General features: G+C 29.7%; 25 protein-coding genes, 1 tRNA gene and 1 pseudogene. 17 read left to right on the forward strand and 10 right to left on the reverse strand.

Annotation, left to right across the window (positions count from 1 at the left end):
• Window positions 1–635 (reverse strand): annotated as a pseudogene (locus Q0984_RS00005) (type I restriction endonuclease); the annotation flags it as partial.
• Between the two features lie 82 nt (window positions 636–717).
• Here Q0984_RS00005 and Q0984_RS00010 point away from each other — a divergent pair.
• The 6 genes from Q0984_RS00010 (at window position 718) to Q0984_RS00035 (ending at window position 6,943) form a co-directional block, all read left to right on the forward strand.
• The gene (locus Q0984_RS00010; RefSeq protein ID WP_299521697.1) at window positions 718–1,872 is read left to right on the forward strand and encodes an MFS transporter; all 1,155 of its coding nucleotides are present in this window, start codon (window positions 718–720) and stop codon (window positions 1,870–1,872) included.
• Window positions 1,873–1,945: 73 nt separating this feature from the next.
• Window positions 1,946–3,637 (forward strand): acetolactate synthase large subunit, encoded by a 1,692-nt coding sequence (locus tag Q0984_RS00015; protein ID WP_299521700.1) that lies wholly within the window; start codon window positions 1,946–1,948, stop codon window positions 3,635–3,637.
• A gap of 9 nt (window positions 3,638–3,646) precedes the next feature.
• Complete coding sequence (gene ilvN / locus Q0984_RS00020) at window positions 3,647–4,138, forward strand: acetolactate synthase small subunit (RefSeq protein ID WP_299521703.1); 492 nt, start codon at window positions 3,647–3,649, stop codon at window positions 4,136–4,138.
• Entirely contained in the window at window positions 4,135–4,662 is a 528-nt protein-coding gene (locus Q0984_RS00025) for a carbonic anhydrase (RefSeq protein ID WP_299521706.1), read from the forward strand. Before ilvN ends, Q0984_RS00025 begins: the two co-directional genes overlap by 4 nt.
• Window positions 4,663–4,880: 218 nt before the next feature.
• Window positions 4,881–5,873, forward strand: a complete 993-nt coding sequence (gene ilvC / locus Q0984_RS00030; RefSeq protein WP_299521708.1) for a ketol-acid reductoisomerase — start codon at window positions 4,881–4,883, stop codon at window positions 5,871–5,873.
• Between the two features lie 65 nt (window positions 5,874–5,938).
• Window positions 5,939–6,943 (forward strand): methanogenesis marker 12 protein, encoded by a 1,005-nt coding sequence (locus Q0984_RS00035; RefSeq protein ID WP_299521710.1) that lies wholly within the window; start codon window positions 5,939–5,941, stop codon window positions 6,941–6,943.
• On the opposite strand, the gene Q0984_RS00040 is transcribed toward Q0984_RS00035, so the two are convergent.
• Window positions 6,944–7,141 (reverse strand): LSM domain-containing protein, encoded by a 198-nt coding sequence (locus tag Q0984_RS00040; RefSeq protein ID WP_299521712.1) that lies wholly within the window; start codon window positions 7,139–7,141, stop codon window positions 6,944–6,946. It abuts the gene before it with no gap.
• A 121-nt stretch (window positions 7,142–7,262) separates the two neighbouring features.
• Here Q0984_RS00040 and Q0984_RS00045 point away from each other — a divergent pair, with 121 nt between their 5' ends.
• Window positions 7,263–7,406 carry a hypothetical protein gene (locus Q0984_RS00045; RefSeq protein WP_299521715.1) on the forward strand — a complete coding sequence of 48 codons (144 nt, stop codon included), beginning with the start codon at window positions 7,263–7,265 and terminating at the stop codon, window positions 7,404–7,406.
• Window position 7,407: 1 nt separating this feature from the next.
• Here the strand turns inward: Q0984_RS00045 and surE are convergent, their stop codons facing one another.
• Window positions 7,408–8,184 (reverse strand): 5'/3'-nucleotidase SurE, encoded by a 777-nt coding sequence (gene surE, locus Q0984_RS00050; RefSeq protein WP_299521718.1) that lies wholly within the window; start codon window positions 8,182–8,184, stop codon window positions 7,408–7,410.
• A gap of 122 nt (window positions 8,185–8,306) precedes the next feature.
• On the opposite strand from surE, the gene Q0984_RS00055 reads away from it, so the two are divergent.
• Window positions 8,307–9,212, forward strand: coding sequence for a restriction endonuclease (locus Q0984_RS00055; protein ID WP_299521721.1), 906 nt, complete (start codon window positions 8,307–8,309; stop codon window positions 9,210–9,212).
• Here the strand turns inward: Q0984_RS00055 and Q0984_RS00060 are convergent.
• On the reverse strand, window positions 9,198–10,289 hold the full coding sequence (locus tag Q0984_RS00060; RefSeq protein WP_299521724.1) for an oligosaccharide repeat unit polymerase family protein: 1,092 nt from the start codon (window positions 10,287–10,289) through the stop codon (window positions 9,198–9,200). The two genes, Q0984_RS00055 and Q0984_RS00060, sit on opposite strands and share 15 nt — an antisense overlap.
• Window positions 10,290–10,294: 5 nt before the next feature.
• Window positions 10,295–11,650, reverse strand: coding sequence for a Ni-sirohydrochlorin a,c-diamide synthase (gene cfbB / locus Q0984_RS00065; protein ID WP_299521727.1), 1,356 nt, complete (start codon window positions 11,648–11,650; stop codon window positions 10,295–10,297).
• A gap of 100 nt (window positions 11,651–11,750) precedes the next feature.
• Between cfbB and Q0984_RS00070 the strand changes: the two genes are divergently transcribed.
• From Q0984_RS00070 to Q0984_RS00080, 3 genes are all read left to right on the forward strand, one after another.
• The gene (locus tag Q0984_RS00070) at window positions 11,751–13,580 is read left to right on the forward strand and encodes a threonine--tRNA ligase (protein WP_299521730.1); all 1,830 of its coding nucleotides are present in this window, start codon (window positions 11,751–11,753) and stop codon (window positions 13,578–13,580) included.
• Window positions 13,581–13,759: 179 nt separating this feature from the next.
• On the forward strand, window positions 13,760–14,986 hold the full coding sequence (locus tag Q0984_RS00075) for a bifunctional 5,6,7,8-tetrahydromethanopterin hydro-lyase/3-hexulose-6-phosphate synthase (RefSeq protein ID WP_299521733.1): 1,227 nt from the start codon (window positions 13,760–13,762) through the stop codon (window positions 14,984–14,986).
• A 43-nt stretch (window positions 14,987–15,029) separates the two neighbouring features.
• On the forward strand, window positions 15,030–15,308 hold the full coding sequence (locus tag Q0984_RS00080; protein WP_299521737.1) for a zinc ribbon domain-containing protein: 279 nt from the start codon (window positions 15,030–15,032) through the stop codon (window positions 15,306–15,308).
• On the opposite strand, the gene Q0984_RS00085 is transcribed toward Q0984_RS00080, so the two are convergent.
• Both Q0984_RS00085 and Q0984_RS00090 read right to left on the reverse strand, forming a co-directional pair.
• Window positions 15,305–16,066, reverse strand: coding sequence for a phosphoserine phosphatase (locus Q0984_RS00085; protein ID WP_299521740.1), 762 nt, complete (start codon window positions 16,064–16,066; stop codon window positions 15,305–15,307). The genes Q0984_RS00080 and Q0984_RS00085 overlap by 4 nt on opposite strands.
• Window positions 16,067–16,105: 39 nt before the next feature.
• A complete protein-coding gene (locus Q0984_RS00090) occupies window positions 16,106–17,605 on the reverse strand; it encodes an MFS transporter (RefSeq protein ID WP_299522327.1) in 1,500 nt (499 codons plus the stop codon).
• Window positions 17,606–17,789: 184 nt separating this feature from the next.
• Here Q0984_RS00090 and Q0984_RS00095 point away from each other — a divergent pair, with 184 nt between their 5' ends.
• From Q0984_RS00095 to hisB, 5 genes are all read left to right on the forward strand, one after another.
• Entirely contained in the window at window positions 17,790–18,377 is a 588-nt protein-coding gene (locus Q0984_RS00095; protein WP_299521743.1) for a flavodoxin family protein, read from the forward strand.
• A gap of 89 nt (window positions 18,378–18,466) precedes the next feature.
• Window positions 18,467–20,023: a flippase gene (locus Q0984_RS00100; protein ID WP_299521746.1), complete on the forward strand. Its 1,557-nt coding sequence runs from the start codon at window positions 18,467–18,469 to the stop codon at window positions 20,021–20,023.
• Between the two features lie 179 nt (window positions 20,024–20,202).
• A complete protein-coding gene (locus Q0984_RS00105) occupies window positions 20,203–20,898 on the forward strand; it encodes a TOBE domain-containing protein (RefSeq protein WP_299521749.1) in 696 nt (231 codons plus the stop codon).
• 25 nt (window positions 20,899–20,923) lie between these two features.
• Entirely contained in the window at window positions 20,924–21,115 is a 192-nt protein-coding gene (locus tag Q0984_RS00110) for a 4Fe-4S binding protein (RefSeq protein ID WP_299522330.1), read from the forward strand.
• A 45-nt stretch (window positions 21,116–21,160) separates the two neighbouring features.
• Window positions 21,161–21,739, forward strand: coding sequence for an imidazoleglycerol-phosphate dehydratase HisB (gene hisB, locus Q0984_RS00115; RefSeq protein ID WP_299521752.1), 579 nt, complete (start codon window positions 21,161–21,163; stop codon window positions 21,737–21,739).
• A 30-nt stretch (window positions 21,740–21,769) separates the two neighbouring features.
• On the opposite strand, the gene Q0984_RS00120 is transcribed toward hisB, so the two are convergent.
• The 3 genes from Q0984_RS00120 to Q0984_RS00130 all read right to left on the reverse strand — a co-directional run bounded on the left by Q0984_RS00120 (window position 21,770) and on the right by Q0984_RS00130 (window position 24,056).
• Complete coding sequence (locus Q0984_RS00120; protein WP_299521755.1) at window positions 21,770–22,597, reverse strand: F420-dependent methylenetetrahydromethanopterin dehydrogenase; 828 nt, start codon at window positions 22,595–22,597, stop codon at window positions 21,770–21,772.
• Window positions 22,598–22,782: 185 nt separating this feature from the next.
• Window positions 22,783–22,854: transfer RNA gene (locus Q0984_RS00125), tRNA-Val, on the reverse strand.
• 59 nt (window positions 22,855–22,913) lie between these two features.
• The gene (locus Q0984_RS00130; protein WP_299521758.1) at window positions 22,914–24,056 is read right to left on the reverse strand and encodes a M48 family metallopeptidase; all 1,143 of its coding nucleotides are present in this window, start codon (window positions 24,054–24,056) and stop codon (window positions 22,914–22,916) included.
• Window positions 24,057–24,206: 150 nt separating this feature from the next.
• Between Q0984_RS00130 and Q0984_RS00135 the strand changes: the two genes are divergently transcribed.
• Window positions 24,207–25,130 (forward strand): branched-chain amino acid transaminase, encoded by a 924-nt coding sequence (locus Q0984_RS00135; RefSeq protein ID WP_299521761.1) that lies wholly within the window; start codon window positions 24,207–24,209, stop codon window positions 25,128–25,130.

The following is a 25,130-nucleotide window of genomic DNA, read 5'->3' on the forward strand; positions in this document are numbered from 1 at the left end:
CCTCGATAAAAAACACCAATATCTCCCAAAGTTATTTTTTTCCAATTTTCTTTTTTAAATTGTAATTTTTGTGTGAAAATCTGTTGCATCAAATATTTTTTAAATTGAATATTTTTATTTAATTTATCAGTTAACAGTTTTATAATTTTATTTAAGTATAAAAACAAGCTACTAATTTTATTTTGTTCTTTAATAGATTTTGGAATGAAATGAGTAGTGTTAAAAAAATCTCCAACAGTAATATTTAGTAAACCATGGTTTCTAGCTCCTTCAACAGCTATTTTATAGATTTCTTTATACCATTTATTCGTTTCAAAGTAGATTTCTAAAAAATTAGAACTGATATTTTTCGGCTTAAAACAAATATATAATGTAGAAACTGCTCCTTTATCATATTTATTTAATTTTTTTATAGTTCCATAAGGATAACCATTTGAATAACTTTTATTAAATGCAAAATCTCCTTTTCTTAAAATATAATAATTTTCAAGACTTTTACTAGCTACTATTTTATTAAAAAAACTTATTTGATCTATTAATCCATATTTAGCAGAAATTGTAAGGGGCAATTTTGTTTCAAGAGATTTATTTTTCTCGGTTATTCTTTCAGTTATTTCATTTAATTTTACTTCCACCCATTCTTCAACATATTCATTAAACCGTAAGTGATGTTTTTAATCTAAACTGTTTTATATCGCAACAGTTAAATAATAATTTATGATTTCAAGAAAACAAATTGGTTTTATCGCATCGATAATTGTAATGATTGTAGTTTATGGGGCTTCTTCTTCACCGATTCCTTTGTATTCAAATTTTCAGTCTGCACTTGGAATTTCAAAAGCTAGTTTATCTTTAACTGCAGTTACATATTTTTTAGGGACGGTTATTAGTTTACTTTTCTTTGGAAGGGTGTCTAATTATATTGGAAGGCGTAAAACAATATTGATTACAATTTTAATGGCTATTATTGGTTGTTTGTCTTTTATTTATATTAATTCATTTGAAATATTTTTAGTAGCAAGATTAGTGCAGGGAATTTCATGTGGGCTTGCTTCAAGTTGTGTTGCTGCTTATATGGTTGATACAACACCTAATGAGTCATCAACATTATCTGCTATTGTTACAAGTGGATGTACTATGATTGGACTTACTTTTGGTTCATTTTCCAGTGCTGTTTTAATGAATTTAAGTTTAAGTACAGTATTTGTGTTAATAATTATTTTATTAGTTATATCTGCAATTTTAATTGTTTTAGGTGAAGAAACAGTTGAGGTACATGATGGGGTTTTAAGTTCTATTAAGCCTTATGTTGAGTTTCCATCTGAAATAAGGTACTTATTGATTCCTGCTTCTGCAATATTTGTGGGTACATGGGCTGTTGGGGGTTTTTATCAGGCATTTTCTTCAACTATTGCTGTTGATCAGTTTGGTGTTAAAAATGCAATTCTTGCAGCTGCAATATTTTCATCTTTAATGGCGCCGCAAATACTTGGGAATACTTTAATTAAATATATCAGTAATGTTAAAGCTCAACGTTTGGGAATGGTATTGTTTTCAGTATCTATGATTTTAATTGTTGTAAGTTTTGAGTATAAATTAGTGTGGTTATTTTTAATTTTAAGTATTTTGGCAGCTATTTTCATTGGTATTAGTTTTGCTTCTACTATGGAGATAATTTTGTCTAAAATTAAACAATCTCAAAGAGCTGGTGTATTATCAACAATATATTTGATTTCTTATGGTGGTCCTGCTATTATTAATTTGATTGTTGGGCAAATTGGAAATGCGTATACATTGATTGAAATAACTGTTGGTTATACTTTATTTGTTTTGTTTACAACATTGATAACCATAATTTTTACAAGAAATTAATTAAACTAGGATACTTTTATATATTTTTATTAATAAACTTTAATCACAAAATAAAAAAATTAAGGTTTTTATAATGAGAGGCGGAGAAGCAATAATTGAATCCCTTAAGAAAATGGGGGTAAATACAATATTTGGTTATCCTGGAGGACAGACCATACCGTTTTATGATATGTTATATGATGCAGATATGGATCATATATTGGTTAGACATGAACAGTGTGCAGCTCATGCAGCAGATGGATTTGCAAGGGCTTCTGGTAATGTTGGTGTGTGTTTGGCTACTTCTGGTCCTGGTGCAACTAATCTTGTAACTGGTATTGCTACTGCTTATATGGATTCTTCTCCAATCATAGCTATTACTGGTCAAGTACCGACTCATTTAATAGGTAATGATGCTTTTCAGGAAGCTGATATTATAGGAATTACTATGCCTATTACTAAGCATAGTTTTCAGCCAAAAGATCCTAATTTAATACCTTCCATTGTTAAAACAAGTTTTGAAATTGCTGAAAGTGGAAGGCCAGGGCCTGTTGTAATTGATGTTCCAAAGGAGATTCAGGAAGGTGAATTAACTTCTTTTGATGATTCATTAATTTCAACACCGGGATATAATCCAACTGTAAAAGGTAATATTAAACAAGTTAGAAAAGCTAGAGACTTAATAAAAGGAGCTAAAAAACCAATTATCCTTGCAGGTGCAGGAGTTATATTAGCTAATGCTTCTAAAGAGTTAAAAGAATTATCTTATTTGATTAATGCTCCTGTTATGACTTCATTACTTGGTAAGGGAGCTATTGATGAAACTGATGATATGGCTTTAGGTATGCTTGGAATGCATGGAAGAAAAGTAGCTAATGACTCTATAAATGATAGTGATTTAATAATAGCTATTGGTATAAGATTTTCAGATAGGGCAACTGGAAGGTTAGATAGTTTTGCTCCTAATTCTAAAGTTATTCATATAGATATTGATCCTGCTGAAATTGGTAAAAATGTTGATGTGGATTTACCTATTGTAGGTGATGCTAAAAATGTTTTAACTTCATTAAATAAGACTTTAAAAGATTATCAAAGTAATGATGATGCAAAAAATTGGGTTAAACTTCTTCAGCAACGTAAACATGAATTTTCCCCAAGAGTTACTTATGATGATGTTCCATTAAAACCACAAAGTGTTATTAAGGAGATTAGTGAAGTTTTAACTCCTGATTCAATTTTAACAACTGATGTAGGTCAAAATCAGATGTGGGCTGCTCATTTCTATGATACTCAAAGGCCACGTAAGTTTATATCTTCTGGTGGTTTAGGAACTATGGGATTCGGATTCCCTGCAGCTATTGGAGCTAAAGTAGCATGTCCAGAAGATCCTGTTGTATCTATTAATGGTGATGGTGGATTTTTAATGGTTTGTCAGGAATTAGCTACTGTTAAAGATTATGATCTTCCAGTTATTGCAGTTGTTTTAGAAAATAGGACTCTTGGAATGGTATATCAATGGCAAAATTTATTATATAATGAAAGATATTCTGAAACTAAATTAGGTTCAAGTCCTGATTTTGTTAAATTAGCTGAAAGTTTTGGAGTTAATGCTACTAGAATTACAGAACCTGGTGAGACTAAAGAAGCATTAAAAACAGCTATTAAAGATAATGAACCAATTTTATTAGATATTGTTATAGATAAAGATGAAACTTTACCTATGGTGCCTCCTGGTGCTGCTATTGATGAGATGATTGGTGAATATAAGCTTGAAAAAGATGTATAGGTGAGTTAAATGGTTTTAGAGTATCACGTTATAAGTACATTAGTTGAAGATAAACCAGGGGTATTACAAAAGGTTGCTGGTTTATTTACAAGAAGAGGCTTTAATATTGATAGTATTACAGTTGGAGAGTCTGAAGTTGAAGGTTTAGCTCGTATGGTTATAACTGTAAAAGCAGATCAAAAATTATTAGAGCAAGTTACAAAACAATTAAATAAGCTTGTTGATGTTATTAAAATAAAAGATATTACTAAAAATGCTGTTAAAAGAGAGTTATGTCTAGTTAAAGTAAATATTCCAAATGAAAAAGCTAGAGCAGAAATAATGCAGTATGTTAACATTTTCAGAGCTAAAATAGTTGATGTTTGTGAAGAAGCTTTAATTATTGAAATTACAGGAGATATGGAAAAAGTAGATGCGTTTATATCTCTTTTAAAAGGTTATGGAATTAAAAAGATTACTCGCACAGGCCTTACAGCTATGTCTCGTGGATTCCATTCATGATGATTCTTAATGAAATTTTGGAGAATAATAAGAAATTTGTAGATGAATTTGAAGGTGTGGAGTTATCCCACCACCCCCAAAAAAAGTTAGCTATCTTAACTTGTATGGATTGTAGGTTAACTGGATTTTTAGAACCAGCACTTGGCATTGAAAGGGGAGATGCTAAGATAATCAAAAATGCAGGAAATACGATAGTTGGTGAAGATGCGATTCGTTCAATAGCTGCAGCAATTTTCTCACTTGGTGCTGAGGAAGTTTTAGTTATTGGTCACACTGAGTGTGGAATGGCAGGTTCTGATAGTGAAAAACTAAGAAATACTATGCTTGAGAGAGGAATTTCTCAAGAAGAAATAGACAAGGTTGATTTAAAATCTTGGATTGGTGGATTTGAGAGTGAAGAGGAAAATGTTAAAGATACAGTTGAAAAAATTAGGAATCATCCTCTTATTCCAGAAGTACCAATTCATGGTCTTATGATAGACATTGTCACAGGTAAATTAGACGTTGTAGTAGATGATAGATAAATTATCATCTACATTTTTTATTTTTAGATATTTTAAGTGACTGTTTCATTTATAATTTGAAATCACTTTGATTTTGAGAATTTAATGAAATTTTAACTTAAATTTATAATTTTTCTTAACATTAGTTACTTTTATAAGTAGAAAAAATAATATATACTACTTGATATTTGAAGTACTTTAAATATCTCATATTTATCAATTATATAGGAGAAGTTAAAATGAAAATGTATTACGAATCAGATGTAAATACTGATGCTCTTAAAGGTAAAACTGTAGCTGTAATGGGTTACGGAAGTCAAGGTAGAGCACAATCTAGAAACATGGCTGACAGTGGTGTCGATGTTATTGTTGGACTTAGGGAAAATGGTAACTCCTGGAATTTAGCTAAAGAAGATGGTATGAACGTAAAATCATTCTCTGATGCAGCTAAAGAAGCAGATATCATTCACATATTACTTCCTGATGAAATCCAAGAAAAAATTTACAATGAACAAATTGCACCTTATGTTGAAGCTGGAAATACCATTTCCTTCTCTCACGGTTACAACATCCACTTTGGTTTAATTAAACCTGGTGAAGATGTTAATATAGTAATGTTTGCTCCTAAAGGACCTGGTTCCAAAGTAAGAACTACTTACTTAGAAGGTTTCGGAATTCCTGGTTTAGTAGCTATTGAACAAGATGCAACTGGAGATGCATTACAACTCGCATTAGGTATGGCAAAAGCTTGTGGTTTCACCAAAGCAGGTGTAATTGAAACTACTTTCAAAGAAGAAACTGAAACTGATTTATTCGGTGAACAAGCTGTTTTATGTGGTGGACTTACCGGATTAATTAATGCTGGTTTCCAAACTTTAGTAGAAGCTGGTTATCAACCTGAAATTGCTTACTTTGAAACCTGTCACGAAGTAAAACTCATCGTGGATGATATTTATGAACATGGTTTCGGTGGAATGTGGAAAGATGTAAGTAATACTGCTGAATACGGTGGATTAACTAGAAGAGATTATGTCATAACTGAAGAAGCTAAAAAAGGTATGAAAAAAGTTTTATCTGAAATCCAAGATGGTACTTTCAAAAAACAATTTGCAGATGAAAATGCAACTGATGCAGCTAACTTAAAAGAAATGAGAGCTGCTGAAGACCAAGAATCTATTGAAGTTGTTGGAGAAAGACTCAGAAAAGCTTGTGGATTACAAAAAGATGATTAAATAATTTAATCATTTTCACTCTTTTTTTACTCTTTTTTTTAAAATTATTTTTTGGATGCATTAATATGGTTTTTATAGGAATGGATCATGGAACTACTGGAATCTCTTTTTGTATAATGTCTAACAATGGTGAAGTTATAGATGTTTTTAAAATAGGAAGAGAAGAAAGTAAACAGGGTAAAGTGTCTGCTATTGAAGAATTATCTAAAAGAATAGATTTAAATTCTGTTGATTTGATGGCAGTAACCTATGCTATGGGTGATGGAATAAATAAAATCCAGGATATTAGTAAAGTAGATAATCGTGGAATTTTATCTATTGGTGGTGCTGGAAAAGTTACTGGTGGAGGTACATCAGTATTTGGTGAAATAGAAAATTCAGAAATTCCAGCTATTATGATACCTGGCCTTCATAAAGATTCTGATTCATTAGATGAACTATTTAGAGCAGCTTATTCTCATCAAGCTAGTCCTGAAAAAGTTAGTATATGTTACAATGCTTTTTTAGAAACTGGTTGGAAAAACATGATTGTAGCAGATATCAGTTCCAATAGTGTTGATATTCTAATTGAAAATGGTAAAATTAAAGGTGCTATTGATGCATGTTTAGGAGCTATGGGAATTGTTCATGGGCCTTTGGATTTGAAAATGTTAAGACAAATTGATGAGGAAGGTTTAAGTGCAAATACCTGTTTTTCACATGCAGGTGCTATAAAAATAGCTGATGTTGATGGTAAAGTAGCTAATATGAAGAATCAGTTATTGGATAATTATGAATCTGGTGATGAAAAAGCTAAATTAGCTATTGATACTTTAATAATGACTGTTGCTATGGAAATAGCTGGACTTGATGTTGTTTGTGAAAATGAAATTGAAGGTATTGTTTTAACAGGTTCTGTAGGTAGTGCTACTAAACCATTTAATTTTGAAAATGAGATTAATAAGTACTTTAAGAATAAATATCCTTTGAAAGTTATTTCTAAAGAATCTGGAGCTATAGGTGCAGCTCAAATAGCTATGGATGTTTATAATGGTAAAAAAGAGATTTTAGGAATTTTAGTAGATTATTAGCTAGTCTTTTAAACTAACTAAAACTACATTTCCTCCTTTTATAGTTTCTAAACCGTTTTCAGTTTCAAGAACTAAATTTAAGTAGTTATCAACAGCTATTACTTTTCCTTCACTGCAGTTATTATCTCTAAGGTCTACACTGACATTTTTACCTTTAAATTGTAAAAATAATTTATTAACTTCATCATTATTGTTCATTGAATCAACCTTTGATTTTTATGTTATAATATTAAGTTTTTAACTTTATATAACTTATGTACTTATTTACTAAAAAAATTCATATACTGGATAATTATATAAAATATATGTGGTAATAGTTATGGCAATTAATTTATTAGAACAAAATTTAGAAGCAATTACACATACCTTAGCTAAGTTACAGCAAGAAGGATGTAGTGATGAAAAAATTTTAAATGAACTTCGTGAAGAAAGGGATAAAATACTTAAAGATTTAAAACTTTAAGTTATTCTAACCATTCTTTTATTAAATCCATATCTCCAGTTAAATCAATTTTAAGTGGGGTTATGGTGGTTTTATTTAGTTTTTTAATGTAATGACTGTCTGTTCCTTCACAATCAGAATTGTAAGGTTCTCCACCAATCCAATAATAAGGTTTTCCACGTGGATCTAACCTTCTGTGAATTACTGGTGTGTACATTCTATTTCCAAGTTTAGCAACTTCAAACTCTTCATCAACTGGATTTTCAGGTATATTCACATTTAATAAGTCAATACCCTCAGGTAATCCTTTTTTAAGTACTATTTTTACAAGTTTTCTAAGCATTTTTCCTGCAAAACTAAAATCAATATCTACTGTCCCATTTTCAAATTTAACATAATCTTTTGTAACTTCCTGAGAAATAGCTATTGCAGGAATTCCAAAACTTGCAGCTTCTAATGCAGCACCTATTGTACCTGATGTTGTTAATTCTGCTTTTCCAAGATTAAAACCAGTATTTATCCCAGAAATCATTATGTCTGGTTTTTCATCAATTATTTCAAATAATCCAAAAGTAACTGCATCAGTTGGTGTTCCAGTTACTCCATAACCTTGACTTTTATCTCTTAATGTTGTTGGATTTATTCTTAATGGATTGTAAAGGGTTATTGCATGTCCAATTCCACTTTGTTGAGTTTCAGGGGCTACTACATAAACATCGCATAAATCTTCAATTGCATTTTTGGCAGCTAATATTCCTGTGGCATTTACTCCATCATCATTACTTATTAATGCTTTCATATATGTAAATAATAGTTTGGTACTTAAAATAATTTATGTTGCTATGATAAACTTTAATAACAATTTCATGTATAAAATATATTAGTAGATTTTTTTTAAATAAAACACTTACAGGTGGAACATTGGAAAAACCACAATTGATTAATTTTATAGCTAAAGTGATGGAGGATTCAGGTTTTAAAATTTATAAGAATTTTAAAACTTCACAAAGAGTTATAGATATTTATGCAATTCTACCTACAACAATGGGGGATTTTGGCGTAGTTGTAGCATGTAAAAATTATGATAGGGATTTTGAAGTTGGAGTAGATGTTTTAAAAGAAATGGAAGAAGCAGGTGAAAGTTTAAAAGCTTCTAAAGTAGCTGTTATTTCATCATCTAAATTCACTAATCAAGCTACTAATTATGCTCTTAGGAAAAATATTAAACTTGTTGATAGGGATAAATTAATTGAATTAGCTAAAAAATATCAGAATAAAACTGAAAATCAATCAACTTTAGATACTCAAAAAGAAAATGAAGATGTTATTGAAGATTATTATGATTATTCTTATGATTCTGATGATATGGACTATTTGATGAGAAGACAGGATGAAGAAGATTTCATCTATAATTCAAATAGTTTATATCCTTATGATGATCATAGTCATTCTCATGGATTATTATCTAAATTAGGTGGACATAGTGAATCTAGACAAAGAGCAAGTTTAGCTCCTGTGAACTCATATTATTATGATTCCAGTCCATCATTTAATTTTGATTTTGTTGGAATTTTAACAAAGATATTAGCTAATCCTATAGCTGCTGTAATTTTAGTTGTACTTGTATCTTATGGATTATCCTATTTATTTGGTAATGTCCTTAAAGCAGGTGGAGGGGCAGGTGGTTTAGTTGAAATGCTTGCTGCACTAGCTATGTCTTATGGATTAACTTACTTCTTTTCAGAAAGAAGTAAATTTTTCATCATTAGAGGAACTGTTATATTCTTTGTTTCTTTGATTATATTGATTATTTTAATTTTTATTTAATTTAATATTTTTATAATTTAAAATAATGATAATAAAGCCTAACAGATATAAGAACCAAATCATAATGTCTGTTGGTCCTGTTTCAATCCAAATTAAAGTATGTGTTAAAATTATGGAATAGAAACTTATTCCAATCTCTTTTTTATATTTTCCAACTATATTAAGCATTTTTAAAAATATTCCCATTAAAAACATCTGTATCAAAACACCAATTAGTCCAAAATCAAGATATGCAGGTCCAAAGATTGTGGAAGTTATACAAACATTATCTGTAAGTACATATTGTCCTATAAATGTTCTTGGACTATCACTTGAGAATATCATAGATAGAATATGTCCATGTGTAGTGCCACCTAAATTTAAAATTCTCTGGAATACTTCCAGTGTAAATCCTGCTCTGTAAAATATTAATTCAAGAGGATTTAACATCCAATGTTGGCCTGCAATAGATTGGGATGCAATATATCCAATTGCAAGTAATCCAATTACAATCAATCCTACAAATAAAATTCCTATTTTTTTATCTATTTTTCCAATATAATACATTGTAATAAGAACACTGGCTAATATTCCAAGTACTGATGTTCTGTATCCATTTAATCCAAATATTAAAGCTCCAATTAAAACTAAAATTAAATACCTTTTTTTATAATATTTAGCTATTAATATGTTTATTATGATTAAAAATAAGGGATAAGCTATTCTCCAGATATTTGTGGTTGCATTTGATTTTAACACACTATTAAAAAGAGGAATTCCTCCAATAAATATCATATTTAATGATTGGAGAATAATAGCTAGTAATATAAGTATAATTAGTAATTTTTCACTAAAGAAATTATTTATCTCAGTATATGTCTTTGATTCTTCATGGTTTTCTATTGTAAATTTAAATTTTACAATAATTATTCCAATTAAAAATACAAGTGTTCCAACTAAAACAGTACCTATTGTCTGGATACTTAATGGATATTCAAAACGATAATTAAATGATCCAATATATCCCATTGTCAAAAATATTACAATTGCTAATGCTACAATATATGGTGAGAAAAAATCGAAGTTTTTCAATTTCATAAAACTTATCCTCCAATTTCTTTTGCAGAAATAGCTAAATTACATCCAAAGTTAGGCATAGCGGCTACATGTGTATGAACATAACTTGCAAGTGTATTTCCATCTATAAATCCGTCCTGATTGTTATAAGAACCTTTTCCTCTTAAAATATTAAATGCTAATTTGTGTTGTATGTTGGAATCATCTACTAAAACTTTTGAATAATGGAATTCATGTCCATTAAATTTTTCCCCTTTTTTAGAAATTATATTGTCTTGTTTAACTTCTGCTATAGTATATTTTAATGCTTGAACTTTATTAGTTAAAATAGATTTGTAGGGGTAAATGGATACTTGTTTATCTTCATGAATTGAATTCATAAGGTACATTAAACCTCCACATTCTGCGAAAATAGGTCTATTTTCAACATGGAACTGTTTTATTTGTTTTAAGATATTCGTATTTTTAGATAATTCTTTAGAAAATAATTCTGGATATCCTCCACCAATATATAATCCGTCAACATCTGGTAGGGATTCATCTTTTAAAGGTGAGAAATATTCAATTTTACAGTTATTAGCTTCTAATGATTCAATATTTTCTTTATAATAGAAATTGAACACTTCATCGTAAGCTACTCCAATTTTTACTTTTTGTTTATTTAATTTATTCCAAATAGGTTCTCTTGGAGAAGTTAATTTTGGTGCTTCTTTAGCTATTTCAATTAATCTGTCTAAATCAATTGATTCTTTTATTATATTTGACCAAAGGTCAATAAATGTTAATGAATTTTCTCGTTCAACAGCAGGAACAAGACCTAAATGTCTTTGTTCAATGGATATGGAATCATCACGAGTAATTCCACCAATTACTTCAACACCAGTAAGTTCTTCAATAGATTTTTTGGTTTTTAAGTAATGAGCGTTATTTTTTACCTTATTTAAAATAACTCCAGCTATATTAATTTCGCTGTCAAGTGCTTTAAATCCTAAAACTAAAGCAGCAGCACTTTTTACCAAACTTCTAGAATTAATAATTAAAATAACAGGAGCATTTAAAGCTTTAGCTATTGATGCAGTACTTCCAATATCATTTATAGAGTCAATACCTTCATAAAGTCCACGAACACCTTCTATAATTGCTATGTCTTTAGTTTCCATAGCTTTTAAAAAAGCATCTCTTACTTGACCTTCTTTCATAAAGAATGAATCAAGGTTTCTAGAGGTATTTCCAGTAGCTAATGTATGGTATGTAGGATCAATGTAATCTGGACCTACTTTAAATGGTTGAACATTATATTCTTCGCTTAATGCTTTCATAATTCCAGTAGATATTGTTGTTTTTCCAACTGCACTACCTGTTCCTGCTAATATAATTCTCATAATACTATTTTATGTTATGTTGTGATATAATTATTTATCGTATAATATGTTTTATATAAGATAATCAATATAATTTAAATTAATATATTATGGTGGTTAAATGAGAATACTACTTATTCATTCTGATTATTTAAATTACAATGTAAAAAACAAAACACCTGTAGCTGAAGAAATTGAAGATGCTAAAAAACAAGGAGCATTTGATGAATCTTTAGTTGTATTTACAGCTGTTGAAAAAGATGACGAAAAAAATCCACAAGGAATTGTTAAAAATTTAGTTAAAGAAGTTATTAAGACTAATGATCAAGTTAAAGCTGAAAATATAGTTCTATATCCATATGCTCATTTATCTTCTTCTTTAAGTTCACCAAAATTAGCTGTTCAAGTATTAAAAGATGCTGAAGAAGCTTTAGTTGAAGAAGGATTAAATGTTAAAAGAGTACCATTTGGCTGGTATAAAGCATTTGAAATTTCTTGTAAAGGACATCCATTAAGTGAACTTTCAAGAACTATCACTGCTGAAGAAGCAGAAGAAACAGAAGAAGTTGAAAAGAAACCTTCTTCCTGGTCTATTCTTGATGGAGATAAAGTTCTTGATATTGATACTTTTAAATTTGAAAATGATCAATTAGAAAAACTTGTTAATTATGAACTTGGCAGAGGTGCTTCTGATGAAGGTGAACCTCCTCATGTTAAATTAATGAGAGAAAAAGAATTATGTGATTATGAAAGCGCATCTGATGTTGGAAATCTTAAATGGTTCCCAAAAGGACGTTTAGTTCGTGATTTACTTGCTGATTATGTTTATAATTTAGTTGTAGATCAAGGAGCAATGCCTATTGAAACTCCAATTTTCTATGATTTAGACAATGAAGCTATCAATGTTCATGCAGCTAAATTTGGAGAAAGACAATATAGAACTGACACTAAGAAAAATTTAATGCTTAGATTTGCATGTTGTTTCGGTGCATTTAGAGTAATGGCTGATCCATTTATCACATGGAAAAACTTACCCGCAAAACTCTATGAATTATCTACTTACAGTTTCCGTTTTGAGAAAAAAGGAGAAGTTGTAGGTCTTAAAAGATTAAGAGCATTTACTATGCCTGATTTCCATAGTTTCTGTGCTGATATGGATAGTACTTTAGAAGAATTCTCAAAACAAACTGATATGTGTATTCAAACTGGTTTGGATTTAGATGTTAATTATGAGGTAATTTTCAGAGCTACTAAAGACTTCTATGATGAAAACAAAGAATGGATGTATAGTATTGGTAAAAAAATAGGTAAACCAGTATTACTTGAAATTTTACCTGAAAGAAAACATTATTGGTCTTGTAAAGTTGACTTTGCAGCTATTGATTACTTAGGAAGACCAATTGAAAACCCTACTGTTCAAATAGATGTTGAAAGTGGTAAAAGATTTGATATTACTTATCTTGGAGAAGATGGAAAAGAACATAATCCAACTATTCTTCACTGTAGCCCAACTGGAAGTATAGAAAGAGTTATCTGCAGTTTACTTGAAAAAACAGCTATTGAAATAAACGAAAAAGCTCCTATGTTACCTACATGGTTAAGTCCAATTGAAGTAAGGATCATAACTGTTGGTGAAGATCACAAAGAATTTGCTAATGAATTATATGATAAAATCAATGCTGAAAATATTCGTGTAGATATAGATGACAGAGATGAAAGTGTTGGTAAAAAAATTAGAAATGCAGCTACTGAATGGATTCCTTACATATTCGTCGTTGGAGACAATGAAAAAGAATCTGGTGTATTCTCTGTAACAGTTCGTGAAACTGGTGAAAAAGTTGACATGACTGTTGATGAATTAATTAAAGAAGTACTTGATAAAACTAAAGGAATGCCTTACAGAGGTTTACCTTTACCAAAAGATATTTCTACAAGGATTAATTTCCAATAAATCTTTTTTTTAACTGTAAGTAGATATGTAACATATAAATTCACATATCTATATTTCTTTTTTCATCTATTTTGTTTTTTTTAAGTTATCATTGTCAATAATTTGTTTTTAGTAGTTAGCTTTATTTAATTAAAAAAATATAATTATATACTGTATATAATATATGGAGGAACTATTTAATGTACAATATAGGAGAAGCTCTTATTGGTGATGGAAACGAGTTAGCTCATATTGATTTAATAATCGGTGAAAAAGAAGGACCTGTAGGTCAAGCTTTTGCAAACGGATTATCAAATTTATCTGTTGGCCACACTCCATTGACCACTGTAATTAGACCAAACTTAATGACTAAACCAGCAACTTTAATTATTCCTAAAGTTACTGTTGGAGATTTAGACGATGCTGCTAAAGTATTTGGACCTGCACAAACTGCTGTTGGTAGAGCAGTAGCTGATGCAGTAGAAGAAGGATACATTCCAAAAGATATTGTTGAAGATATCGTAATTAATGTAAGTGTATTCATTGATCCTTCTGCAAAAAATTATAGGAAAATATATCAATACAACTATGGAGCAACTAAATTAGCTATTAGAAGAGCTATGGAAGGTTACCCATCTATTGATAAAGTACTTGCAGAAAAAGACCGTGGAACTCACCCAATCATGGGCTTCAGAGTACAAAAACTTTGGTCTCCACCTTATTTACAAGTTGCACTTGACTTAGATAACTTAGATGCTATGGAAAGAATCATTGATGATTTACCTGACAAAGAAAGAGTTCTTATCGAAGCTGGAACTCCTCTTGTTAAAAAATTCGGTGTCGGTGTTGTTGGAAAAATTAGGGAATTACGTCCAAGTGCATTCATCATAGCTGACTTAAAAACTTTAGATGTTGGTAGGGTAGAAATTAAAATGGCTGCAGATGAAACTGCAGATGCAGTAGCTATTTCTGGTCTTGGAACTATTGAATCTATTAAGAAAGCTATTCATGAAACTCAAAAACAAGGTATTTACTCAATCCTTGATATGATGAATGTAGCTGACTTTGAAGAAAAATTATCTGCTCTTCCTGATGACTTAAAACCTGATATAGTTTTATTACACAGAAATGTTGATTTAGAAACTTATAAAGCTGAAAAAGGTGAAGATACTAGTGAAATGACCGAATGGGGTAACATTAAATCTATTAAAAAACTCATCGGTGATGGTTTAGTTGCAGTAGCTGGAGGAATTACTCCTAACAAAGTAGAAGAAGCTACTTCAAAAGGTGCAGATATCATTATTGCAGGTAGATATATTATTGGTTCTAGAGATGTAAGAAGGGCTGCTGAAGACTTCTTAGCACACTTCCCTCAAGACCCAGATAGTATGAGACTTGCACTTGATGAAGACGAACAAGTAAATTAAATCTTTTGATTTAATTTATTCTTTTTTTTAAAGGAGATTAATAATGGGATTTTGTAATTCTTGTGGTAGACCAATTGTAAAAGCAGATTATGGTACTAATAAAGATGGTAGTTTAAATGAAGACTATTGTAAAGACTGTTTCCAAAATGGTGAATTTACAGAACCTGATATAACTCTTGAAGAAATGATTACAAGAAAAACAAAAGAAATGATGGAAAAAAATCCAAGATTACCTGAAAATCAAGCTACTGGTATTACAGTTGGATTTATCCCTGGTTTAAAAAGATGGTGTCCAGAAGAATTTTGGGATGATGAATTTTAATCTGTTTTTAAAATAAATTCCTTAATTTTATTAGCTATATATTCATCATGACTTTTATGTGATTTAAGTAAATAATTTTCTTCTTCTACTTTATTATATTTATCAACTAATTCATTGTATTCTTCATACATGTTTTTAAGTTCTTTTTCTAAGTTTTCATTAGTTTCAAACATGTTTGCATAGCTAGTTTTAGTATTAAGATTTTCCTGTTTCAAATTATTATACTTATTGCTTATTCTTTCGTAACTGTCTTTAATACTTTTATTTTCATCTTTGATATAAGAACATTTGTTTTTAAGATTGTTATTTTCCTCTTTAATACTTGTAAATTTAGTTTTGATGTTTTCAGTTTCCTGTTTAATATTTACAAATTTGGTTTTGAGGTTTTCGTTTTCTTCAATTAATTTAGAGTGTTTTTCTTTTAAACTTTCTAATTCTTTAAGATTTAATAATAACTGTTCGTTTTCTTGTTTAAGTAAGTTAATTTCATTGAAGTCTACTTTTGGAGTGTTTTTTAATTCTGTAAGATACAGGTAATTAGCTATTTCCAGAGCACTAACTTTATCTTCTAAATTTTTGAAATTTTCAATTTCATCATGAGGAATAATTAAAACTTCTTCTTTATCTTCATAAATGTCGTCTTGTTTAGGTATTGTAATTTGAATTTGTTTTGTTGTATATTTTTTCTTTTCACCATTTTTAAGAGTCCTATTGTATTCTCTAGAGTATTTTTTTACAACACCTTTTCCAGTTTTCATATTTTATTCCTCAGTAATTAATATTATTCATTATATTGTTTAGTTATTATATTTTTTTCTAAGCTTTTCATCTTGTAATGTTAATGTTAAACCTAAACCGATTACTAGTAGAATTGTTGTAACATCCATTACTAACTTCATAGCATCTTTTAAAATAGTATTTACAATTTTTTCAGTTAAACTATTTTCATGTTTTAATTCGGTTGTGTTTACATGTCCTAATTTTTCAAGATATTCTCCACTGTGGTCTATAAAATTATCATTTTCTAAATATTGTGGTGCATAGGTATCTATTGCATCGTGAAGTCCTCCAAATGCTCCAATTATAAGAATACAACCAATTATAGCTGTACCCATTGATGTTCCTAATGTTTGGCTGGTTGTAATAAGTCCAGATGCAGTACTTTGTTTTTCTTCAGGGGTAGTATTAAGTGATATGTCTACTCCAAGTGAAATAACTAATCCTAATCCTAATCCGAAGATTGTTAATCCTGGAGCTATGTCCATAAAATGAGTATTTAATCCAAATTGGTATTTAAGTAAAAATGTAGATCCTATTGCGATTATAAATCCAATAATCATTATAATCTTATGGTTAAATTTCATAGCTAATTTTGGAGCTAATATTGCAGTTATTAATAATCCTACAGTTGCAGGGAGTAAATTTAACCCAGTTTTAAAAGCACTTAAATGCAATACACTTTGTAAGAATATGGACACTGCAAATACAGCACCTCCTAATGCTAAATTAGTTATTAAACGTATACTCATTCCTGCTCTTAAATTATGATTTTTAAGTAGACTAATATCTACTAAAGGAGTTTTACCTTTTTTCTTTTGTTTATTTTCATATATTCCAAAGCTTACAAGTAAAATAGCTGATATTACAATTAATACTAAAGTTGTTAAGTAGTGATGTTTTAAACAGAGTATTCCTAAAACAAGGACTATCAAACCACTTACACATAGGATGGATCCGATTATATCAAAGTCTTTTCTGGTAAGGTAAGGTTTAAAGTTTTTAATTTTTGATGAGAATGCAAATATAAATATAACTATTAACAGTTCGATTACAAATCCGTATCTCCAACTTAAAAAGGTAGTTACAACCCCTCCAAATAATGGTCCAATAGCTGCAGCTATTCCTGCAATTGCACTACTGATTGCTAATGCAAAAGTACGTTTATCTTCTTTATAAGTTCCACTAATGATGGAAATTGTAGCAGGAGTCATTAATGCACCACCTAATCCTTCAAGTAAGGACCAGCCAATAAATAAAGTAATTGCATTTTGACTTAAGGATGCAATTAATGCTCCAATCCCATAAATCAATGCACCAATTAAGAATATTTTTTTCTTCCCGACTATGTCTTGTAATTTAGATCCTACTAACATTAATGATGCAGTAATCAATGTATAAAAACAGATAATTATTTGTATTGTACTTAAAGAAGTGTTTAGGTCTACTACCAGTTGCGAAATACTTACATTCATAAAAGTTGAATCTAAGGTTATTATAAAAGAGGCTAATGCCACCAATATAAGTGGGAGCCATGAAGTTTCATTTTTTGTAATAGTTCTCACCAAAATTAAATTTTATATATTTACAAATTTATTTAAACTATTTAATTAATTTTTCAGTTTTCTTTTTAATTAAAACAAAAGATTAAAAAGATTGATAAATAAAATTATCTCTAAATTATAAATTTGGTGGAGTGTTAAATTGAGAGTTTTAGGTATTTGTGGGAGTCCTAGGAATAGTACAACTAATTATGTTTTAAACGAAGCATTAAATAGATTAAATGAAAATGGATTTGAAACAGATTTGGTTAGTTGTTTTGGTAAACATATTGCTCCATGTATGCATTGTGACTATTGTATGGAACATAAAAAATGCATTAATGAAGATGACATGAATGAGGTTTATAAAAAGCTCCAGCAATGTGATGGTTTAATATTGGCTACTCCTGTTCAAAGTGGTGGTGTAAGTAGTAATTTATCTGTTATTATGGATAGAACAAGAGCTTTAGAAGCTATTGATTATAATATTTTACGAGGTAAAATTGGAATGAGTATTGCAGTTGGAGGAGATAGAACCGGAGGTCAGGATTTTGCTCATTTAAAAAATATAACCTATTTCATGATTCATGGAATAATCCCTGTAAGTGGTGGGCCTTTTGGTTCTAATTTAGGTGCATCTTTTTGGTCTAAAGATTCTTTAGAAGATATAAAAAATGATGAGTATGGTTTTGATTCATTAAATAGAACATTAGTGGAATTTGAAAATTTTTTAAGAAAATATATTGATTAAAGAATTATGGATTATATTTATATAGTAAAATTGATTTATATTATTAATAGCTTTTTTATTTATTAAAAATTTTTTTATTAGGTTATGTTATGGCAAGTAAGTTAGTTAGAGGTAGTTTTATTATTTTCATAGGTAATATTATCTTTCGTATTGGAGGATATTTGTACCGTTTTTTAATGGCTGCTCTTTTAGGTCCAACTAGTTGGGGTATTTTAGCTACTACTTTACCATTTCAGGGAATTTTTCAGACATTATCTGCAGGTGGGCTTCCTCCAGCAATAGCTAAGTATGTTGCTGAATATGAAGTTGTAAATGAGCATGATATGGCCCGTAAAACGATTTATGTAGCTTTAAAAATCATGGTTTTTCTGGGAATATTTTTTGGAGTAATAATGATTTTTATAGTTGCTCCGTGGTTGGCTTATGATTATTTGGGAAAACCTGAAACACTTATTCCTTTACAAATTGTAGGTCTTATTACTCCATTTAGTGTTATCGTTGGTGCTTTTAGAGGAGCATTCCAGGGGGTATATAAGATGGAGTATATTGTTTATACTCGTGCAGTTGAACAGTTAGGAATGATTTTATTTGCAACTGCCTTTGTTTTAATTGGATTTTCTGTTACTGGAGCATTATGGGGTACTGTAATAGGTTTTGCAGCAGCTGCTGTTTCTGCAGTTTATATATTTAAATATCATATGGCAAAATATATTCCTCCCGCTAGTGAAGATTTTGAATTTACATTAAAGGATGAATTAGGTTTAGCTGGTACGTTAGTTAAATTTTCTATTCCTGTAATTGTTACAGCTATTGCTGAAATGCTTATTTATAATATTTGTACTATGGTTATGGGTAAGTTTTTAACTTTAGATGCTGTTGGATTTTTTGCAGCTGCTGATCCAATATCCAGATTACCTTTAATGATTTCTATTTCAATAGCTACAACAATTTTGCCTGCTTCTTCTGAAGCATTTAAATCTGGAGATAGGGTAGCTTTAGGTAAATATGTCTCTGAAGCATACAAGTATTCTTTACTCTTTGTTGTTCCTATGTGTATTGGTTTAGCTTGTTTTGCAGCACCTATTTTGAGGTTGTTGTATTTCACTAATCCAGCATATGTTGCAGGTGCTTCTGCATTAGCTATTTTAGCTGTAGGTATGACGTTTTACTCAATATTTTCAATTTCAACAAGTATTGTTCAGGGTATTGGTAATCCAAGAATTCCAATGTATATTTTGATTTTTGGAGCTGTAATAACTGCAGTTTTAAACTGGCTTATGGTTCCTAGTTTGGGTATTGCTGGAGGTGCAGCAGCTACTTCTATAGCTTGTTTTGCAATGATGGTTCCTATACTTTACTTTGTATTTAAATTAACTAAAGTTAAAGCACCTAAAATTTCAATATTTAAGATTTTCATAGCTTCTATGATAATGGGTATTGTAGCTTGTTTTATTCCTAAAACAACAACATGGTTATTTATAGGAATAATTATATGTATTATTGTATACTTCTTTGCATTAATATTTGTGAAATTCTTCACTGAAGAAGATATTACTAGTTTAAAAGCATTATTTTCTAAATTTGGACCATTAGCTAAGATTATGAATAAGATGTTGGATCTTGTTGAAAAAATTGAATTTAGATAATTAATTAGAGTTTGCATCGATATTAATTTTAAGATAAAATTTAATTTAGTTTATTTTTTAGTATTGTTCTGGATTTTTATTTAATTTTTGTTTTTTTAGATTTATTGGATAATTTTTCATAGAAACATTATTTAATTATAAAAATCATACTATTTTTTAATATATTTTGGAGGATTATTATGACCGATGTGAAAGCGGGAGTTGAATATAAAATTAATGTAGAAGGAAATTCTTTTTTATTAGATAGTAAAAAATATCAATTATTGGAAAGTATCCTTGATACAGGTTCTATGACAGAATCTGCTAAATCAATTAAGGTTTCCTATAGGACTGCATTAAATTATATTGATAGAATTGAATCTGCACTTAATGTTAAAATTGTTAATACTACTAAAGGTGGAAAAGGTGGGGGTGGAGGAACCAGTCTTACTGAAGAAGGTTACTCTATATTAAAAGAATGTAAAAAGATTAATGCTATTATGGAATTGCATAAAGATGTTAATGAAATTGAATCTGAAGTTTTAAATATTGATGAATCTAAGGGAATCATGACTATTAAAATGAATCACTTTGAGATAAATACTCCATTAAATAGAAATTATAAAGTTGGAGATAGTTTATTAGCATTAATTAGTTATGATAATATATTTGTCATGTTAGAACCTCAAACTTCCAGTATCAGAAATATTATTAAAGGGAAAATTGTTGAAATGAAACTAGAAATAGAGGTTATTCGTGTTAAAATAGATGTAGGTGAAGGTCTTAAGTTATATTCTGATATAACTTTGTCCGCTGAAAAGGATTTGTGCCTTACAATTGGTAAGGAAGTATATATTGGATTTAAAGCTATGTCTGTTGCTACTCTAAAATTATAGTTTAGGGGGAATTTTTATTTTAAAAATTGAGGTTGATGAAGATAAATGTACTGGTTGTGGGTCTTGTTATGATATTTGTCCTAAAGCAGGTAAAATTTGGAAAATAAATAGGGTTGCACATGTATTGGATTTAAGATATTGTCATGTTTGCACTATATGTGCGATGGCATGTCCAGAACATTGTATTAAAATTATACGTAATGCTCCTGAAGAGTGAATAATTAACTCTTCTTTTAATTTAATGATAGTTTGAGGAATAGTTATGGATAGAAAATCAAATGTTTCAAGAACTACTTCTGAAACAGATATACAAATAAAAATGAATCTTGATGGAAAAGGAAAATATAATATTTCTACAGGTGTGAATTTCTTTAATCATATGTTGGAAGCTTTTTCAAAGCATTCTATGATTGATTTAGATGTTCATGCAAAAGGGGATATTGAAATTGATGATCATCATACTATTGAAGATGTAGGTATATTGTTAGGTGAGGCTTTTAGTCAAGCTATTGGTGATAAAAGAGGAATTAAAAGAATGGCTGATGCTACAGTACCTATGGATGAATCAGTAGCTAAAGTAGCTATTGATATTGGTGGTCGTAGTTATTGTAATATGGAATTCAGTTTTAGTAATGAAAAAATCGGTGATATGACTTCAGATATTGTCATACATTTTTTTGAATCTTTTGCATCTTATGCTAAATTAAATATTTATGGTATTTCAAAAGGAGCAAATGACCATCATCAAGCAGAAGCAGTTTTTAAAGCTTTTGCTAAAGCATTAAAAGAAGCAATAAAAATCGAGCATGATGAAATTCCAAGTACAAAAGGAGTATTATAAAAATAAATTAAGTAGGAATTATCTTCCTACTTAGTTTGGTTTACTGATTAAATCAGTTTTACAACCTGTATTTCCTTCTTTCATGTGTGGAGTTCTTAAAACAGTATCGTTTCCTTTTTCTATTTCTCTAGCTTCTTGAGCTAAACTTGCTGCAGATGCAGCCATTTCATGTGCTGCAGCTACTAATGGTATAAAGTTTTCATATCCTTTAGTCATGAAACAGCCTTTCATGTCTAAGTTTGCTACAGCCCCTGCCATTTCATATGCTGCAATAGCTTTTGCTTTTGCATATGGATTTTTAAAGTCAGCTGCTTCAACAGCTTTTTCAGCAGTAATAATGAGTTTTGGTAATTCAATATTTCCTGCAGCAGCTCCATCTATTACTTCATCGATTGTATTTTGAACTAATCTTAAAGCTCCGGTTTCTGCAAGTACTTTAAGTATGTCTGCATTGAAAATAGCCATTTCAGTTGGATCTAACCATTCTCTTTTTGCACCAATCATAGGATCAGACATTACAATAATATATCCTAAACCTTGTTCTTCCATTTCTTCTTTTTTACTTTTACCTGGTGCATCTCCAATAATAATTGCAGGAATATCTTTTTTAGATAATATTTCTCTTGCTTTTGCTGGCCCTGGTGCTCCAGGGTTTGGACTAATGAAAATGCAGAAATCTGGGTCAAATTGGTCAACTTTTGGCACAACATCTTCAACTTGTTCTGGATTCATTTTTGCTCCAGACCCAAATACTCTTACATCAATATTTGGCCTGTCAGCTCTTTCATCTAAAAGAAGGTCTAATACTGGAGAAGTTCCAATATTTCCACTTTTTATAATTCCTATTTTTACAACCATTTTAATTCACCTATTATTTCTATACAATTGTTTATAGTATTGTGTATTTATTAATCTTTTGATTTGGATTTGATTAATAAATTGAATATTTTTTATTATATTGTTCAGAAAATTTTAGAAAAAGTAGTCAAAAATAACAAGATAATTATGAAATAATAGTAAAAATTTTAAAAATAGTTGAGAAGTGGTTCCGACGAGATTCGAACTCGTGATCCCCTCCTTGTAAGGGAGGTATCATACCACTAGACCACGGAACCATAGTACAACATTATTTATTGCTATTATAATATATAAACCTTTCGGTTTTTTAAGTATTTTATATTTTATTTCCACAATTGAAACAAAATGAATCTTCTTCGTTTATGGAAGTTCCACAATTGCTACATTTTAATTCTTTTGTTAATTTGTGTCCACAATTAGTGCAAAATGCATCATCTTCTTTCACTGGGTTTCCACACTTATCACATTTTAATCCAAGTTTTAATTTATTTCCACAGTTAATACAGAAAATATCATCTGGTCTTACAATAGTTCCGCAATTACTGCAGGTATTTGATGAATAAGTAGGTTTAGATGCAGTCATTCCACTTGCTGTTGCAGTGGGTGTACCAAATGTAGGTATTTTCTCAAGTATTCCTGAACTTTGTCCTGATGCATCAGATAAAACAGGTTGGCTATAAAAATCTCTTTGATTTTCTATTTCGAATAACATTTCATTCATTGCAGCTATTCTTTTATCATCTGATGGGTGAGTAGATAAGAAATCAAAATTATTTGAGCTTTCTGCACTCATAGCCTCCCAAAATGAAGGAATTCCATGTATATCATAACCTGCCCAATGAATTATCATCATTCCAAGTTTGTCTGCTTCAATTTCTTGAGATCTTCCGAAAGGTTTTATTAAGAAAAGTTCTGATCCAATATCTGCTATATTTGTAACTACATTAGTAGCTAATCCTAGTTCTTCTTCACCTAATAACATAAGTCCAATACTTCCGATTCTAGAAAGTGTTGTTATGGTATTTTTAGTTTTTCGAACACTGGATTCTGTTCTTGAGTGGTCTAAAAGTGCATGAGCCATTTCATGACCTAAAATAAATGCTATTGTTTCTTCAGTATCTGCAATTTCCAAAATACCTGAATACACAGCAATTTTACCTCCGGGAATACAAAATGCATTTACAGAATTTTCTTGAACTAAATGAACTTCCCAGTCATAATAATCAGCGGTGTAGTCTGATCTTCCTATTTTGGATAAGTAATTTTCAACAGCATTAATTAAGTTTGAAGCAACTTTTAATATTAATTGTCCTTGGGAGGTGTGGTCTAATATTTGGTATTTGTTCATTTCTTTATAATATTCATCATAACATTCCTTTAAGAATTTATCATCATTAACTGTGTCATAATGTGATTTTCCTGTAAATGGATTAAGACCACTTCGATCGTCTTTGCTCATTTTACCACCTTAGTTAATATTAATATGTTATTCATACTTTATAAACTCATGGTTATCATGTGTGTAAAATTACTTGCTTTTTAGAAGTAAGTTATAAATAAAAACAAAATCAAATTATATACTAATAAATTATTAATTGAAAGTGATATAATGGCATGGGATGATTCTGCTAGTAAAATATGGATGGATGGAAACATGGTTGATTGGAAAGATGCAAAAATTCATGCACTTTCACATGTAGTCCATTATGGTACAAGTGTTTTTGAAGGTATTAGGGCATATAATAATGAAAAGGGTACTTGTATTTTCCGTTTAAATGAACATGTAAAACGTTTATTCAACTCAGCAAAAGTTTATAAAATTGATATTCCTTATACTCAAGAAGAAATTGCAAATGCAATTAAAGAAACTGTTAAAGTTAATGATTTGGCTTCTTGTTATATACGTCCAGTTATATTTAGAGGATATGGTCAGTTAGGAGTAAATCCTTTAACTTGCCCAGTTAATAGTGTAATTGCTGCTTGGGAATGGGGATCTTATCTTGGTGAAGAAGGTATGGCTAATGGTGTAAATATTGGTGTTTCATCTTGGAGAAAACCAGCTCCAGATACTTTCCCTACATTAGCTAAATGTGGTGCTAACTATATGAACTCTCAATTAGCTAAATTAGAAGCTATTGAACATGGTTATGATGAAGCTATCATGCTTGATTATGCAGGACATGTTTCTGAAGGTAGTGGGGAAAATATATTCCTAGTTGAAGATGATGTATTATACACTCCTTCAATGGACTCTTCTAACCTTAAAGGAATTACTAGACAATCTATTATGACTCTAGCTCAAGATTTAGGTTATGAAGTTGTTGAAGAAGCAATTTCAAGAGAAAGATTATATTTTGCTGATGAAGTATTTTTCACAGGAACAGCAGCTGAAGTTACTCCAATCCGTTCAATTGATCATAAAATCATTGGTTCAGGTAAAAGAGGACCAATTTCAGAAAAATTACAGAAAACTTTCTTTGACATTGTTGAAGGTAGAAAAGAAGATAAATTTGGTTGGTTGGATTATATTTAA

Source organism: uncultured Methanobrevibacter sp. (assembly GCF_934746965.1).
In the GTDB taxonomy this organism is placed as follows: Archaea; Methanobacteriota; Methanobacteria; order Methanobacteriales; family Methanobacteriaceae; genus Methanocatella.